The sequence below is a fragment of the Micromonospora sp. LOL_025 genome (assembly GCF_048060285.1).
Classification (GTDB): domain Bacteria; phylum Actinomycetota; class Actinomycetes; order Mycobacteriales; family Micromonosporaceae; genus Micromonospora.
In genome coordinates this window covers 76,553-89,280 of the sequence record NZ_JBHMIR010000021.1, presented here as the reverse complement: position 1 = coordinate 89,280, position 12,728 = coordinate 76,553, and the positions used below count along the sequence as shown (strand labels likewise).

The window sequence follows — 12,728 nt, the reverse complement described above, 5'->3', positions numbered from 1 at the left end:
GGGGGGGGTGGGGTGGGGTGGGGTTAGGCGGGGGCCAGGCGGACGCCGTCGCGGCCGTGGCGTTTCACCGCGTAGAGCGCCTGGTCGGCGCGGCGCAGGGTGGCCTCGGGGGACTCGCCGGGGCGGGGGAGGGCCACCCCGACGCTGATCGTGCGGCCGATCCGCCTCGCCGCCTCGGCCAGGCGCTCGGCGATCCGGACCGCCTCGTCGGGGCGGCCCACCTCGATCACCGCCACGAACTCGTCGCCGCCGATGCGGTAGAGCTCGTCGCCGTGCCGCAGCGCCGCCTCCAGGGCGCGGGCCAGCCGGACGAGCACGCGGTCGCCGGCCTGGTGGCCGTACGTGTCGTTGACGGCCTTGAAGCCGTCCACGTCGATCGCCAGCAGGGCCGTACGCCCCGGGGTGGCCACGGCGATCCGCTGGCCGAACGGCCCCGTGTGCCGCAGCCCGGTCAACGGGTCCGAGTTGGCCTGCTCGCGCAGGCGCGCCAGGGTGCGCAGCCGGTCGAGGCAGCTCCACGCCTGGCCGGCGAGCAGCTCCAACAGGTTGACCGTGGTCGGGTCGGGGCGCAGCAGCCGTTCGTCGGCCACCAGCAGCACCCCGCCGTCGTCGGGCCGGCCGACCGGCACCGCGACCAGGGTGCGCACCCCGGCCCGGGTCAGCGGCCGGTGGTCGGGGACGGGCGGGTGTCCCGCCTCGCCGAGCGTGTAGCCCACGCCGTGGCGGTGGGCGCGGGCGACCAGCCCGTCCAGCGCGGCGGGGTCCGCCTCGGTCAGCTCCGCCCGGATCCGGGCCTCCAGCTCGCCCGGGGTGGCCGGCGGCGTACCCAGGCGGCGACCGTCCGGGCCGGCGAGCACCAGTACCGCCGCGGAGAGCGTCGACACGTCCCGGGCGGCGGCGATCGCGGCGGCGAACAGGTCCCACTCCGTCGACGCGGAGGTCAGCGCGGCGGCGTGCCGCAGGAGCTTCTCGCTGCGGCTCTCCGCAGGTGGCCCGCCGAGCGCCGCGATCCGGGCCCCGAGCCGGGCCGCCAGCCGCTCGGCGGTGTCGCGCCACGGGGCGAGGTCGGTCGGGCCGCACCACTGGAGGTCCAGCACCCCGATGGGCCGGCCCGCCGGGTCCAGCACCGGTACGCACACCTCGGCGGTGACGTCGGGGCGTACCGGGATGTAGTCGGGGTCGGCGGCGACGTCGGGCACGACGGCGGTCTCGCCGGAGGCGTACACCCGGCCCACGATCCCGGTCTTCGGCGCCACGGTGGAGAAGACCTGCCAGGAGCCGGTGGCCGCGACGCAGCGGAGCCGGTCGTGGACGTGCAGCAGGACGGAGATGGTGGCCGGCGCGTGGCGGGCGAGCGCGGTGACAGTCCACCGGCACGCCTCGACGACGGTCGACGCCATGGGGAGGCGGACCGTGACGTCACGGATGACTCGCTCGTGATCCACTCGGCACGTCGTTCCAGGTAGGGAGGGCTGCGACCGGCGGGCGGGCCCGCGATCAAGCGTACTCAGGGCGGCGCGGGACCACCGGGTTTCAAGATCGTCCGCGCTTTCGTACACATGTGCCATCCACAGGCTGTGGACAGGGGCTGTGGGTTCGGCGGGCCGCGCGCCGGGGCTCGCGGCGATAGCGTGAGGGTCCCGGTCGAGTGGAGGCACCGATGCTCATCGCCCAGCTCAGTGATCCGCACGTGACCACCGGCGTGCTCGCCGCCGAGCCGGCCGCCGGCCTGCACCGCGCCCTGGGCCGGGTGCTGGCGCTGAACCCCCGGCCCGACTGCGTGGTGATCACCGGCGACCTGGTCGACCGCGGCCGCCCTGACGAGTACGCGACGCTGCGCGAGGTCATCGGCCGGTTCCCGCTGCCGGTGCACCTGGTCGCCGGCAACCACGACGACCGGGAGTCGCTGCTGGACGCGTTCGGGGGCACGCCGTGGCTCGGCGGCGGCTTCTCGGCGCACTACCACGTGGACCACCCGGAGGCGACGGTCGTGGTGCTGGACTCCCTGATGCCGGGCGGGGGCGGCGCCGGCTGCCTCGGCGAGGACCAGCTCGGCTGGCTGGACGGGGTGCTGGCCGGTCGATCCGAGGTGCCGGCCGTGGTCTGCCTGCACCACCCACCGGCACCGGTCGGCATCCCGTTCCTCGACGACATCCGGCTGACCGACGGCGACGAGCTGGCCGAGGTGGTCGCCCGCCATCCGCACGTCGTCCGGGTGGTCGCCGGGCACGTCCACCGCGCGGTCACCGTGAACTTCGCCGGCACGGTGCTCACCACGGCGCCGAGCACCTGGCGGCAGAGTTCCCTCACCACCAGCGCTGACGACCAGTTCGGCTGGGTCGTCGAGCCGACCGGCTTCCTGCTGCACCGGGTCACCGGGAGCGGCTGCGTCACGCACCTGGTGCAGGCCAGCCACGCCGCCGGCATGACCTGCGGCTTCTGACCGCCGGGTCGGTCGCGGGTGGGCGAGGTCTGGTACGTCGCGTACGGGTCGAACATGCACGCCGCCCGGCTCAACTTCTACCTGGCGGGGGGCTGCCCGCCCGGCGGGCGGCGGACGTATCCGGGCTGCCGGGACCCGCGACCACCCGGGCGTACGGTGCCGGTGTCGCTGCCCGGCGGCGTCTACTTCGCCGGCGAGTCCCGGGCGTGGACCGGCGGGATGGCGTTCTACGACCCGGCGCTTCCCGGCGAGGCGGCGGCCCGGGCCTACCTGCTCGACGTCGGGCAGTTCGCCGACGTGGCCGCTCAGGAGATGTACCGGGAACCCGGCGCCGACGCCGGCCTGATCGCGGAGGCCGTCGCCACCGGAAGGGCCACCCTCGGCCCCGGCCGGTACGAGACCCTGCTCTGCCCCGGCCGGCTCGACGGGCTCCCGCTGCTGACCTTCACCGCCCCCTGGGCGGCGTCCGAGGTGCGGTGGCGGGCCCCGGCCCCGGCCTACCTCGACATGATCGCCCGTGGCCTGCGCGAGTCGCACGGCTGGGACGCCGACCGGATCGCCCGCTACCTGCTGGCCCGGCCGGGAGTCGCGGGCGCCTGGGACGCGGCGGCCGTCGCGGCGCTGATCGCCGGGACGGACCGGCACGAGGTGCCGGGCTGACCGACGCATCGTACGGTCCCGGGCGCCGAACGCCGCGCGGGGACGGGACGCCCGGTGACCGTCGTGCCGCCGCCCGGTCATCCCGGCGGTCGGTCGGACGACCGGCGCACGTCCCGCCGGTCGGCAGCGGGTCAACCGGGCGGACGCAATTGCCCGGGGCGGCCGTATCACCGTCCACAATCGCCACTGGAGATCGATAACCTCGGCCGGCCGTGCGTGGGCACGGCTCATCCGCCGGCTCCACGACCGGCCGTCTGTGTGTGGGGGAATCGCATGAGGAGAAGGCTGATCGGTCTCGCGGTGGCGCTCGCCGTCACGGTGGGCGTGTCGCTGACCGCCGCCGGCCCGGCCCAGGCCGCCACCCCGGCCGTCCAGATCACCAAGGCCTACTACAACTCGCCGGGCGCCGACAACCGCTCGAACTCCAGCCTGAACGCCGAGTACGTCCGGCTGACCAACCGGCGCTCCACCACCGTCAACCTGAAGTACTGGACGCTGCGCGACCAGTCCAACCACGTCTACAAGTTCTCCGGCGACTTCCGGCTGGCCCCGGGCGCCAGCGTCTTCGTGCACACCGGCAGGGGCACCAACAGCTCGACCCACCGCTACTGGGGCTCGGGCGCCTACATCTGGAACAACACCGGCGACAAGGCGTACCTGCGCAACTCGTCGGGCACCCTGATCGACTCCTGCTCGTGGGGAAGCAAGGGTAGCTACACGTACTGCTGAGGGCGCTGCCGGCCCCGGGCGACCGGGGCCGGCGGCAACCCGTCGACGACCGTTGCCCACGCTGCCGGGCATGTCGGAAACGGCCGTCCGGACCGGTCGCCGGCCGCCGGTATGCGCAGGTCCGTGGTCCTGCCCCGGTCGACCGGGAGCGGGTGGCGATGAGAGGCTGTCCGCGACGCGGCGGCGGTCGGCCACCACCGCCACGCGACCGAACCTGTCGACGGCGCGGCCCGCCCCGGCGTGGACCGTCACCCGGGTGCCCGCGCCGGCTTCCCACGAGGAGTTCCATGTCCAACCCCGGGATGCGCCGGGCCGCCATCGGCCTGACCGCGCTCGCCGTGACCGCCCTCGGCGCGGTCACGACCACCCCCGACCAGGCGGACGCCGGCCCGAAGCCGGTCGCCGTCAAGCTGCTCGCCCTCAACGACTTCCACGGCAACCTCGAACCGCCCTCCGGCTCCAGCGGCACCATCGCCGGGCAGCCCGCCGGCGGGGCCGAATACCTCGCCACCCAGCTCGCCGAGCTGCGCAAGCACGCCAAGAAGCAGAACACGATCACCGTGGCGGCCGGCGACCTGATCGGCGCCTCCCCGCTGCTCTCCGCCGCGTTCCACGACGAGCCGACCATCGAAGCGCTCTCGCTGGCCGGGCTCGACTACGCCAGCGTCGGCAACCACGAGTTCGACGAGGGCGCCGACGAGCTGCTGCGTATCCAGAACGGCGGCTGCCACCCGGTCGACGGCTGCGTCGACGGCACCCCGTACGAGGGCGCCGGCTTCCAGTACCTCTCCGCGAACGCGTTCAAGACCGCGAGCGGGCAGCCGCTGCTGGCCCCGTACGCCATCCACAAGGTGCAGGGCGTCAAGGTCGGCTTCATCGGCATGACGCTGGAGGGCACCCCGCGCATCGTCAGCCAGCAGGGCGTCGCCGGCCTGACCTTCGCCGACGAGGCGCAGACCGCCAACCGGTACGCCCGCGAGCTGCGCCGCCAGGGCGTCGAGACCATCGTCGTGCTGCTGCACGAGGGCGGCACCCAGGACGCCACCGGTGGCATCAACGACTGCAAGGGCATCTCCGGCCCCATCGTGGACATCGCCAACCGGATGGACCCGTCCATCGACGTGGTCGTCAGCGGCCACACCCACCAGGCGTACAACTGCGACATCAACGGCAAGCTGGTCACCAGCGCCAGCTCCTTCGGCCGCCTGGTCACCGACATCGACCTCTCCATCGACCGGCGCACCGGCGACGTGATCAGCGCCAAGGCCGAGAACGTGGTGGTCACCCGGAACGTCGCCCCCGACCGGGCGCAGACCGACCTGATCAACCGCTACAAGACCGTGCTCGGCCCGGTGGCCGGCCGTGAGGTCGGCCAGACCACCACGGAGATCAAGAAGACCCAGGAGAGCCTCTTCGGTACGACCCTGGGCGAGTCGCCGCTGGGCAACCTGATCGCCGACGCGCAGCTCGCCGCCACCGACGACGAGCAGGGCGCGGTCGCCGCCTTCATGAACCCCGGCGGCGTACGCGCCGACCTCGACGCCGGCCCGGTCACCTACGAGGAGGCGTTCACGGTGCAGCCGTTCGCCAACAACCTCGTGACGCTCGACCTCACCGGCGTGCAGCTCTACTGCCTGCTGGAGCAGCAGTTCGTCACCGCCCGGACGCTCTACCCGTCGTCGACCGTCCGGTACGTCGTCGACCCGGCCGGCACCACCGGCACGACCGCCGACGCCTGCGCCGGCACCCGGGTCGTCCGGGGCAGCCTCACTCTCGGCGGGGTGGCGGTCACCCCCGACGCCACGTACCGGGTGACGGTGAACAACTTCCTCTCCGGCGGCGGCGACGGCTTCACCGTCCTCACCGGCGGCACCAACGCGGTCACCGGCATGATCGACCTGGACGCGTTCGTGGCCTACCTGACCGCCGAGTCCCCGGTCTCGGCCCCGGCCCTGGACCGCATCCGCACCACCGCGGAGGTCCCTGCCGCCTGACGGCAGCGGTACGCACCCGACGGGCCCCGGAGCATCCGCTCCGGGGCCCGTCGCCGTCCGTTGGCCGGGCCGGGGTCGATTGTCCGTCCGTCGGCCGGGCCCCGGACCGGGGCCGGCTCTCCGCCCGGTTGCCGGGCCGGGGCCGGCTCTCCGTCCGTTGGCGGGGCCGGGGCCGGGTTGTCCGTCCGGTGGTCAGGCCTTCGCGGGGGCCGGTTCGGTGGCCGGCGGGGTGGCCGGCGTGCGGCCGTCCTGAGCCGGCGTGAGCAGCCGGCGCAGGGAGAGCCCGATGATCGAGGCCACCAGGCAACCGCTGACGACCGCCACGACCCAGATCCGGCCGTTGGCCGCACCGAGCAGTGGGCCCGCCGTGACCGGGCCGATCACCCCGCTGATGCCGAAGATCATCGAGCTCATGGCGTTGTATCGGCCGCGCAGCGCGTCCGTGGCGAGCGCGTTCGTCAGCGCCGGCATCACCGGCGACAGCAGGGTCTCCCCGAAGCCGAAGATCGCCGAGCAGGCCACGACGCAGAGGGCGGCGACCAGCGCGTTGCTCGGGCCGACCACGCCCCCGGCCCCCAGGACCAGCCAGGCGACCGCGAAGACCGCGCCCACGACCGCCAGCGCGCCCGTGCGGCTGCGCCCCTCCATCCGGCGCAGGACCAGCAGCTGGGAGAGCACGATCATCACCGTGTTGCCGGCCAGCGCCCAGGCGACCACGCGCGGTGTCACCTCGACCACCCGCACGGCGTACGCGGTGAAGCCGACCTCGATCTGCGCGTAGCCGCAGGTGGTCAGGACGAGGCCGAAGATGACGAGCCGCCGGAACGGGCGGTCGCGCAGCACGGTGAGGTAGCCGCCGGCCGACGTCCGGTCTCCGGCCGCTGCTGCGGCGAGCCGGTGGCCCACGTGCGGCAGGGTCAGCAGGATCAGTGCGGGCATCAGGTAGCTGATCGCGTCGAGCACGTAGATCGCCTGGAAGGTGACCGCCCGGGCGGTGTCGACGATCGCGCCGGAGGTCAGGCCGCCGAGGCCGATGCCGAGATTGAGCAGGGCGAAGTTCAACCCGAAGACCCGCTGCCGCTCGTCGGCGTCGGTGAGCGAGGCGAGGATCGTGTTCTGCCCGGGCCAGATGACGGAGCTGCCCATCGCGACGAGCGTCATCACCCCGAACGCCGAGGCGCTCGAGTCGACCAGCGCCAGCGACCCGGTGCCGACCGCCTCGATCACCAGGCCCGTCAGCAGGATCCGGCGGGCGCCGAACCGGTCGATGAGCGCGCCGCCGACCGGCGACAACGCCAGCGTGATCACGCCGTACCAACCGATCACCAGGCCGGCGCGGGTGTCGGAGAGACCCCGGACGTCGGTCAGGTAGATGAACAGGAACGGCAGGGTGAGGCCGCGCCCGATCGCCGACAACAGCGTGCCGACGAGCATCCGCTGAGCTTCGAAGCGGCGGGGCAGGGCGCGACTGAGCATCCCCCGATTCTGTGCTCTGGGTGTGACGCAGCGCGAGACCTTTTCGCCCGGAGTTTGCCGCTCGCCGTGTGCGCGGTGTCACACCGGGAGCGTGCCGGCGGGGCGTCGTACCTCTCTGCGATCCTGGTCGGGATGACCACCACCTGGCGACACCTGCCCGCACCGGCCCGCGAGATCGCCACCGCCGCGACCGACGCGGTCGCCGCCGCGAGCGAGCGCGCACCCGAGGCGTACGACATCGCGGTGGCCCGGCTCGCGGCGGCCGAACGGTCGGGCCTGGTGCTCGGCGCGGTGGTCCGGCTGCTGCTGGAGGAGACCCACCCGCACGGCCTGGACGGCGACGACGTCCGTCAGGTGCTCGAAGGCTGCGTCCGCGACGCCGCGCAGTGGCGGCCCGACGTCGACCCGCACGTGGTGCTCGTCCTGCTCGCGGGCGCCCTCGGCGTCTACGACCCGGACGGCGACGAGTCGCCGCCCGACCCGCCCGCCGTGGCGCGGCACGCGCCGCTGCTCGTCGCCGACCTGCTCGCCGCCACGGGGCGGCCCCTCGACGGCTACCTGAGCGCCGCGTTCGCCGAGATCGCGCGCACCGAACGGCACGACTGAGCGGCCCGGGGTGGTCAGGCGCTCCGCAACTGGCCAATGTGGAGTCGAACCGGCTCCGCCGGTGCCGTTACACGCCGGCACGACCGCTCGGGATGCGAGCGAGGGGACCCTTTCCATGACCACCGACGACGCCGGACGCGGCTCCGGCCGTGCCGCTCGGGCGTCCGCCCGGCCAGTCGGGGGTCGCATTCGGTCTTCGCGGCGTCGTCACTCGACCGGTCGTACCTGGAAGCACGGGAGGGCACATCCGAAGATCGGATGTGCCCTCTCACCTCTGGTCAGGTGGCCAAATTCGAACCGACGACCTCTTCGTCCCGAACTGTCGGCGAGCTGGTCGGATGGGGGGGCGTCCGAGGTCATCGGGCCTGTTGAGGCTCGTCCGGGTCGTGCGCGGTGGGCTCGGTTGCTGTACTCCGCTGCTGTACCTCTTCGACGGTGCGCAGGACGTTGCGGGCGGCGGTCGCCACCGGGCAGCCTGTGGTTCGGCAGGTCGGGCAGCGTCCGTCGGGTCCGGGTCGGTGGTGGCGGAGGACAACGCGGGCGGTGAGGATCAGCCGGTTGCGGATCTGGGCCAGGGACAGCAGCGGTGCTGTCACCGCTCAGCCCACCCCGATAGTGGCGGCGAGGTGGATCAGCGTCGTCGGCGCGGCGGACTCCCGCGCGACCTGAGCGAGCAGGTCACGGCCGGCGGGCCGCTGCCGGATCTCGGCCGGCGCGATCCGATCGGCCTCCACCAGCACCCGCCCGGCACCGACCGGGTCGTCGGCGTGCAGGTACGCGCGGGCGACATCGATCAGGTACGCGGCGCGGTGCTCGGCGCTCAGCCACCGCCACCCCTCCCGCACGGTCACCCTCTCGTGCCGGGCCATGGCCTCTTCGGCGTCGCCCCGCTCCACCGCGACCGCGATGCGGGCCAGTTCCACCGCTGTCGGCCCGAACCCGGTCCGATAGTGGTCGTGTCCGTCGCCCACCCGCGCCGCCATCTCGCCGGCCTCGTCGACCAGGCCGACGGCGGCCCGATCGTTCCCGTCACGGGCGGCGGCCAAGGCGGCCTGCACTAGCAGCGTTCCGCACAGCGACAGCTCCGCCGGGTCGCCGGACCCCATCGCTGGCGGCGCGATGCGGTACGAGGCGGCCAGCATCACCGACTTCGCCACCCGCGCCCGCCCGGAGGCACGCAACACCTGCCCGAGCTGCACCGCAGCGGCAGCCACCAGGATCCGGTCGCCGGTGGCGGCGAGCATCGCCCGGTCGACGGCCAGCCACGCCACGTCGGGGGCGCCGAGCTTCACCAACACCGACCCGGTCACCCGATACGCCTCCACCAGCGGCGCCTGCCCCGCGCCGGGATCGCGGGCATGGGTGCGCTGCGCGTCGGCCAGCAGCCCCGGCACCAGATCGACCACCTGCGGGTAGCGGGCGTGCTGGTAGGTCGTCCACACGTGCGCGGCCTGCCGTGCCAACCGGTCTACCGGCAGCACACCGTGGCCCGTCGGGCGCTCGAACGCGATCTCGTACGTCGAAAGAGCCACCCGGATCCGCTCGACACCCTCGACGCGCTCGGTCATTCCGGCAGGCTGGGCGTCCCGGCCGAGCAGCACCGCCGTGTCGATGCGCAGCACGGCGGCGATGTCCTGAAGCGTCGACACCTTGTCCAGCGAACGGACACCCCGCTCGACCTTGTCCACCCAACTCTTCGACTTGCCCAACCGATCCGCCAACACCTGCTGCGACAGCTTGCGCCGCCCCCGCCAGTACGCCACCCGCCGACCCACCGGCAACAACTCACTACTGTCCACGACGCCACCGCCGATCCGGCACAGCCCGGGTCGTCTCCTTGGCCGGTATTCGATCCGCCTCAGCCTGCGCGAGAATCCGCCGTCGCGCCGCTTTCCGTTCCGCCTGCTGAATCTGTTCGCCTCGGCCTTCGGCTGGTGCGTCGTCGCTCATTCCCGCCTCCGCTGTAAAGAGGGGGCGCGGCAGCACTGCTCTTGGAAGGACCGATGCCGCCGCGCCGGCTGGCGACGCGACCAGGCCCGGTTCTCACACCGACCGCACCGGCCGCGCCTGGGAACTACTCTTGTGATCGCACGGCTACGGACGGAAGTAGCTCGATGCTTTCAGGACCTTTCACGGGGGCTCCGATGGATGACCTCGGCGCACAACTGAGGCAGGCTCGTACTGAGGCAGGCGTGACGCTGGCCTCCATCGCGGCCCGTACCTGCTACTCGGCATCGCACCTGAGCAACGTCGAGGTGGGACGCCGGACCGCGACGCCGGACATCGTGCTCGCATACGCGCGAGCGTTGGGAGACCCGGACGTGAGACGCAGGCACCTCCTCCAGGCCGCCACCATCGGCCCGATCGCCGCCAACGAGCTGATCCGATGCGGCTTCACCGCCGCCCTCGCCGGCCGCCGCGACAGCGAGGACCGCTGGCGCGACCGGGTCGACCAGTACGGCCGCGACTACATGGAGATCGGTGCCGACAGCCTCCAGACCAGGCTCGCTGGTGACCTTGTCGTCCTGCAACAGCAGCTCGACTCCCCGACCATGTGGGCGACCGCCGCCCGCGCACTCACGACCTACGGCAAGACGACCAAGGACCCGACCGAGGCGATCGGCTGGTACGACACCGCCCGGATCGCCGCCGACCGCTCCGACGACCTCACCGTCCGGGTCTGGGTACGCGGCCGAGCTGCCATCGCCCTGGCCTACGAAGGCGCGGCCCTCCCCGTCGCCAAGCGGTACGCCGACGAAGCCATCGCTCTGTCCGACCGGCCATCGCTCGGACGCCTCCAGGCGCTCATGGCCCGCGCACACGTCGCCGCCGGACGAGGCGACATCGCCGGAGCCATCACGGCCGACGAGGACGCACGACGAGTCTTCGACCATGCTGCCTCACCCGACGGGGAGATCTCCGACGCCGCCGTGCCCGCCTGGCGGATGGCCACCTTCCGGTCGATGCTCTACGCCCGACTCGGCATCGTCGGCCCCGGCGAACAGGCCCAGACCGACGCCGACCGACTCCGACCGCCGCCACTGACCCGGTTCGCCACCCACATCGAGTTGCACCGCGCCCTCATGATGGCCAAGTCCGGAGACCGCTCCGGCGGACTCGCCTACGCCCGACGGGCCTGGGCAACGCTGCCAGCAGACCGCCGCTCACAAACCCTTGGACTAGTCCTACAAGAAGTCGAAAGAGCAGCACGCAGGCCAACCTGACCTTGGCTGCGGGGATGCGGGCTCAAGCTGCGCTGCCTGATGCCTCGCAAGCAAGGCGTTGCGCCTGCGGCCGGCGCCCGCCTGACCAGGGTCAGTTCGTGCATTTCCGCTGGAAGTAAGAGCCCCAGCTTTCTGACCTTCCACGCAACCCCCGGCGCAGCTGGTGAGCTGCTGAAATGCCTTCCGTCGGTTTCTGGTATCTTCCGCCGTTACTCGCGCTCGGTTGTGCCGGATCTGTGCCCGGCCCTGAGCTGACGGATCGCTGGGCAGACGGCTGCCGACAGTGTCCAGATCCAGATCCGCACTCGTTGCTGCCGCTGCTGTCTGAGGGCTATGTTCTGCCGGCGGGGGTGTCAAGCTCGCTAGAGGCAGCAGAGGCGTCCGAACTGTAATGGGCGGGACCTGGGGGAGTGAGATGGGCCGCCAGCCCTGCTGCCCTAACCCACTTGCTCCGCCTCATGGTCAGTGACCAACGAGAAGCGAAGGGACCCTTAATGGGCAGCTCAGCCGAGTGTGTGCGACGGCAGCGGAAGGTAGGCGCATGGAGTGGCACGCTCGATCAGCTTCAGCGCACCTTGCTGATTGTGGACAAGCATGCGCGGGCATACTTCGATCAATTTCCACCTTGGAAATCTAACCCGAGATGGCATTCCTAGCCATCCCGTCTGCCCGCCATCGACCCGCCGTCCGGGGAGCGGGCCGCCGTCCGGCACGCCACGTCAAGCGGACCTTGACGCACGTACGGACGCTGTCGGAGCAGACGGAGTCGGCTTTCGTGTCACGGACCGCGCCCACGGCGGACACCGCCACAGTGGCGCAGTTGACCCGACCTTGCCCGGTACGGACCCGGCTCCCGGGGTCGGAGCTGGCCACCGGCGGGCACCCCTCCCCCTCCCAGGTGAGCAGTTGATCTGACCTTGAGCGGCTGCGGAGCCGGCTCCTGGACGACCGGCACGCCTCGCGCGGGCATCGCCCCCATGCTTGGGGCTTGCCGCGCGGACCCGGCGCGCGCTTCCCTGCGCCGCGCTGCTCGGGCGCGGCGCGGCCGGCTGCCGGCGACGAACCTCCACCACTCCCACACCTGATCCGTCTGCGGCGGCCCCCGGGCTTCCCGCTCTCCGCGCCAGCCGCCGGGCGTGTTGCGTGGCCGGCGTGGAGCGACAGCGGAGCGTCGGACGCGCGCCCAGGCGGCGGCGCGTGCGGCCCGTTCAGGGCCGCCTTGATAGATGTAAGGAAAGTCCTCCCACGGCCGGTGGCCGGGCCGACCTACCTTGGCAAGATGGCGGAGTGGACCGTTTCGAGGGTCGCTGCTGGCTGGACTGGTGGGCTAATCCCGTAACCCTGCTCGGCAGCGTCGAGGTGGACATCGTGGTTACCACTGCTGACGACGGTACCTGGGAGGCAAGCGGCCACGCCGTCCTCAATGACGACGAGAATCGAGCCGGCTTCGCACTGCTTTGCGACCTGGACCCCGTCTTCACGCTGCGGTTCGCGGACAGAAGCACGATCGATGTCGTCGTGGACCCTACCGACGAGGGTCACAGCTTTGTCCTCACCGAGTACACCTGACGTTTCGAGAGGATCGGTCGTCCACCG

At 72.5% G+C, this 12,728-nt stretch carries 10 protein-coding genes; 7 read left to right on the top strand and 3 right to left on the bottom strand.

What is annotated here, in order from left to right:
• Nucleotides 1-23: 23 nt before the first annotated feature.
• Nucleotides 24-1,445 (bottom strand): diguanylate cyclase, encoded by a 1,422-nt coding sequence (locus ACFHW0_RS23100; RefSeq protein WP_416610713.1) that lies wholly within the window; start codon nucleotides 1,443-1,445, stop codon nucleotides 24-26.
• Nucleotides 1,446-1,660: 215 nt separating this feature from the next.
• Between ACFHW0_RS23100 and ACFHW0_RS23095 the strand changes: the two genes are divergently transcribed.
• The 4 genes from ACFHW0_RS23095 to ACFHW0_RS23080 all read left to right on the top strand — a co-directional run bounded on the left by ACFHW0_RS23095 (nucleotide 1,661) and on the right by ACFHW0_RS23080 (nucleotide 5,826).
• The gene (locus tag ACFHW0_RS23095) at nucleotides 1,661-2,443 is read left to right on the top strand and encodes a phosphodiesterase (protein ID WP_416610712.1); all 783 of its coding nucleotides are present in this window, start codon (nucleotides 1,661-1,663) and stop codon (nucleotides 2,441-2,443) included.
• 18 nt (nucleotides 2,444-2,461) lie between these two features.
• Complete coding sequence (locus tag ACFHW0_RS23090) at nucleotides 2,462-3,103, top strand: histone deacetylase (protein ID WP_416610710.1); 642 nt, start codon at nucleotides 2,462-2,464, stop codon at nucleotides 3,101-3,103.
• A 273-nt stretch (nucleotides 3,104-3,376) separates the two neighbouring features.
• The gene (locus tag ACFHW0_RS23085; protein ID WP_416610708.1) at nucleotides 3,377-3,832 is read left to right on the top strand and encodes a lamin tail domain-containing protein; all 456 of its coding nucleotides are present in this window, start codon (nucleotides 3,377-3,379) and stop codon (nucleotides 3,830-3,832) included.
• Nucleotides 3,833-4,119: 287 nt separating this feature from the next.
• The gene (locus ACFHW0_RS23080) at nucleotides 4,120-5,826 is read left to right on the top strand and encodes a bifunctional metallophosphatase/5'-nucleotidase (RefSeq protein ID WP_416610707.1); all 1,707 of its coding nucleotides are present in this window, start codon (nucleotides 4,120-4,122) and stop codon (nucleotides 5,824-5,826) included.
• 192 nt (nucleotides 5,827-6,018) lie between these two features.
• On the opposite strand, the gene ACFHW0_RS23075 is transcribed toward ACFHW0_RS23080, so the two are convergent.
• Nucleotides 6,019-7,302 (bottom strand): MFS transporter, encoded by a 1,284-nt coding sequence (locus ACFHW0_RS23075; RefSeq protein WP_416610704.1) that lies wholly within the window; start codon nucleotides 7,300-7,302, stop codon nucleotides 6,019-6,021.
• 132 nt (nucleotides 7,303-7,434) lie between these two features.
• Between ACFHW0_RS23075 and ACFHW0_RS23070 the strand changes: the two genes are divergently transcribed.
• The gene (locus tag ACFHW0_RS23070) at nucleotides 7,435-7,908 is read left to right on the top strand and encodes a hypothetical protein (protein ID WP_416610702.1); all 474 of its coding nucleotides are present in this window, start codon (nucleotides 7,435-7,437) and stop codon (nucleotides 7,906-7,908) included.
• Nucleotides 7,909-8,507: 599 nt separating this feature from the next.
• On the opposite strand, the gene ACFHW0_RS23065 is transcribed toward ACFHW0_RS23070, so the two are convergent.
• Nucleotides 8,508-9,707 (bottom strand): helix-turn-helix domain-containing protein, encoded by a 1,200-nt coding sequence (locus ACFHW0_RS23065; RefSeq protein ID WP_416610701.1) that lies wholly within the window; start codon nucleotides 9,705-9,707, stop codon nucleotides 8,508-8,510.
• A 345-nt stretch (nucleotides 9,708-10,052) separates the two neighbouring features.
• On the opposite strand from ACFHW0_RS23065, the gene ACFHW0_RS23060 reads away from it, so the two are divergent.
• Together ACFHW0_RS23060 and ACFHW0_RS23055 are read left to right on the top strand one after the other, a co-directional pair.
• On the top strand, nucleotides 10,053-11,132 hold the full coding sequence (locus tag ACFHW0_RS23060; RefSeq protein WP_416610699.1) for a helix-turn-helix domain-containing protein: 1,080 nt from the start codon (nucleotides 10,053-10,055) through the stop codon (nucleotides 11,130-11,132).
• 1,287 nt (nucleotides 11,133-12,419) lie between these two features.
• A complete protein-coding gene (locus ACFHW0_RS23055) occupies nucleotides 12,420-12,701 on the top strand; it encodes a hypothetical protein (protein ID WP_132238501.1) in 282 nt (93 codons plus the stop codon).
• Nucleotides 12,702-12,728 lie beyond the last annotated feature (27 nt).

Bases quoted from the DNA above. Each gene is read 5' to 3' on its own strand.
- ACFHW0_RS23060 (WP_416610699.1), top strand. From the start codon at position 10,053: ATGGATGACCTCGGCGCACAACTGAGGCAGGCTCGTACTGAGGCAGGC.
- ACFHW0_RS23095 (WP_416610712.1), top strand. From the start codon at position 1,661: ATGCTCATCGCCCAGCTCAGTGATCCGCACGTGACCACCGGCGTGCTC.
- ACFHW0_RS23080 (WP_416610707.1), top strand. From the start codon at position 4,120: ATGTCCAACCCCGGGATGCGCCGGGCCGCCATCGGCCTGACCGCGCTC.
- ACFHW0_RS23070 (WP_416610702.1), top strand. From the start codon at position 7,435: ATGACCACCACCTGGCGACACCTGCCCGCACCGGCCCGCGAGATCGCC.
- ACFHW0_RS23075 (WP_416610704.1), bottom strand. From the start codon at position 7,302: ATGCTCAGTCGCGCCCTGCCCCGCCGCTTCGAAGCTCAGCGGATGCTC.
- ACFHW0_RS23085 (WP_416610708.1), top strand. From the start codon at position 3,377: ATGAGGAGAAGGCTGATCGGTCTCGCGGTGGCGCTCGCCGTCACGGTG.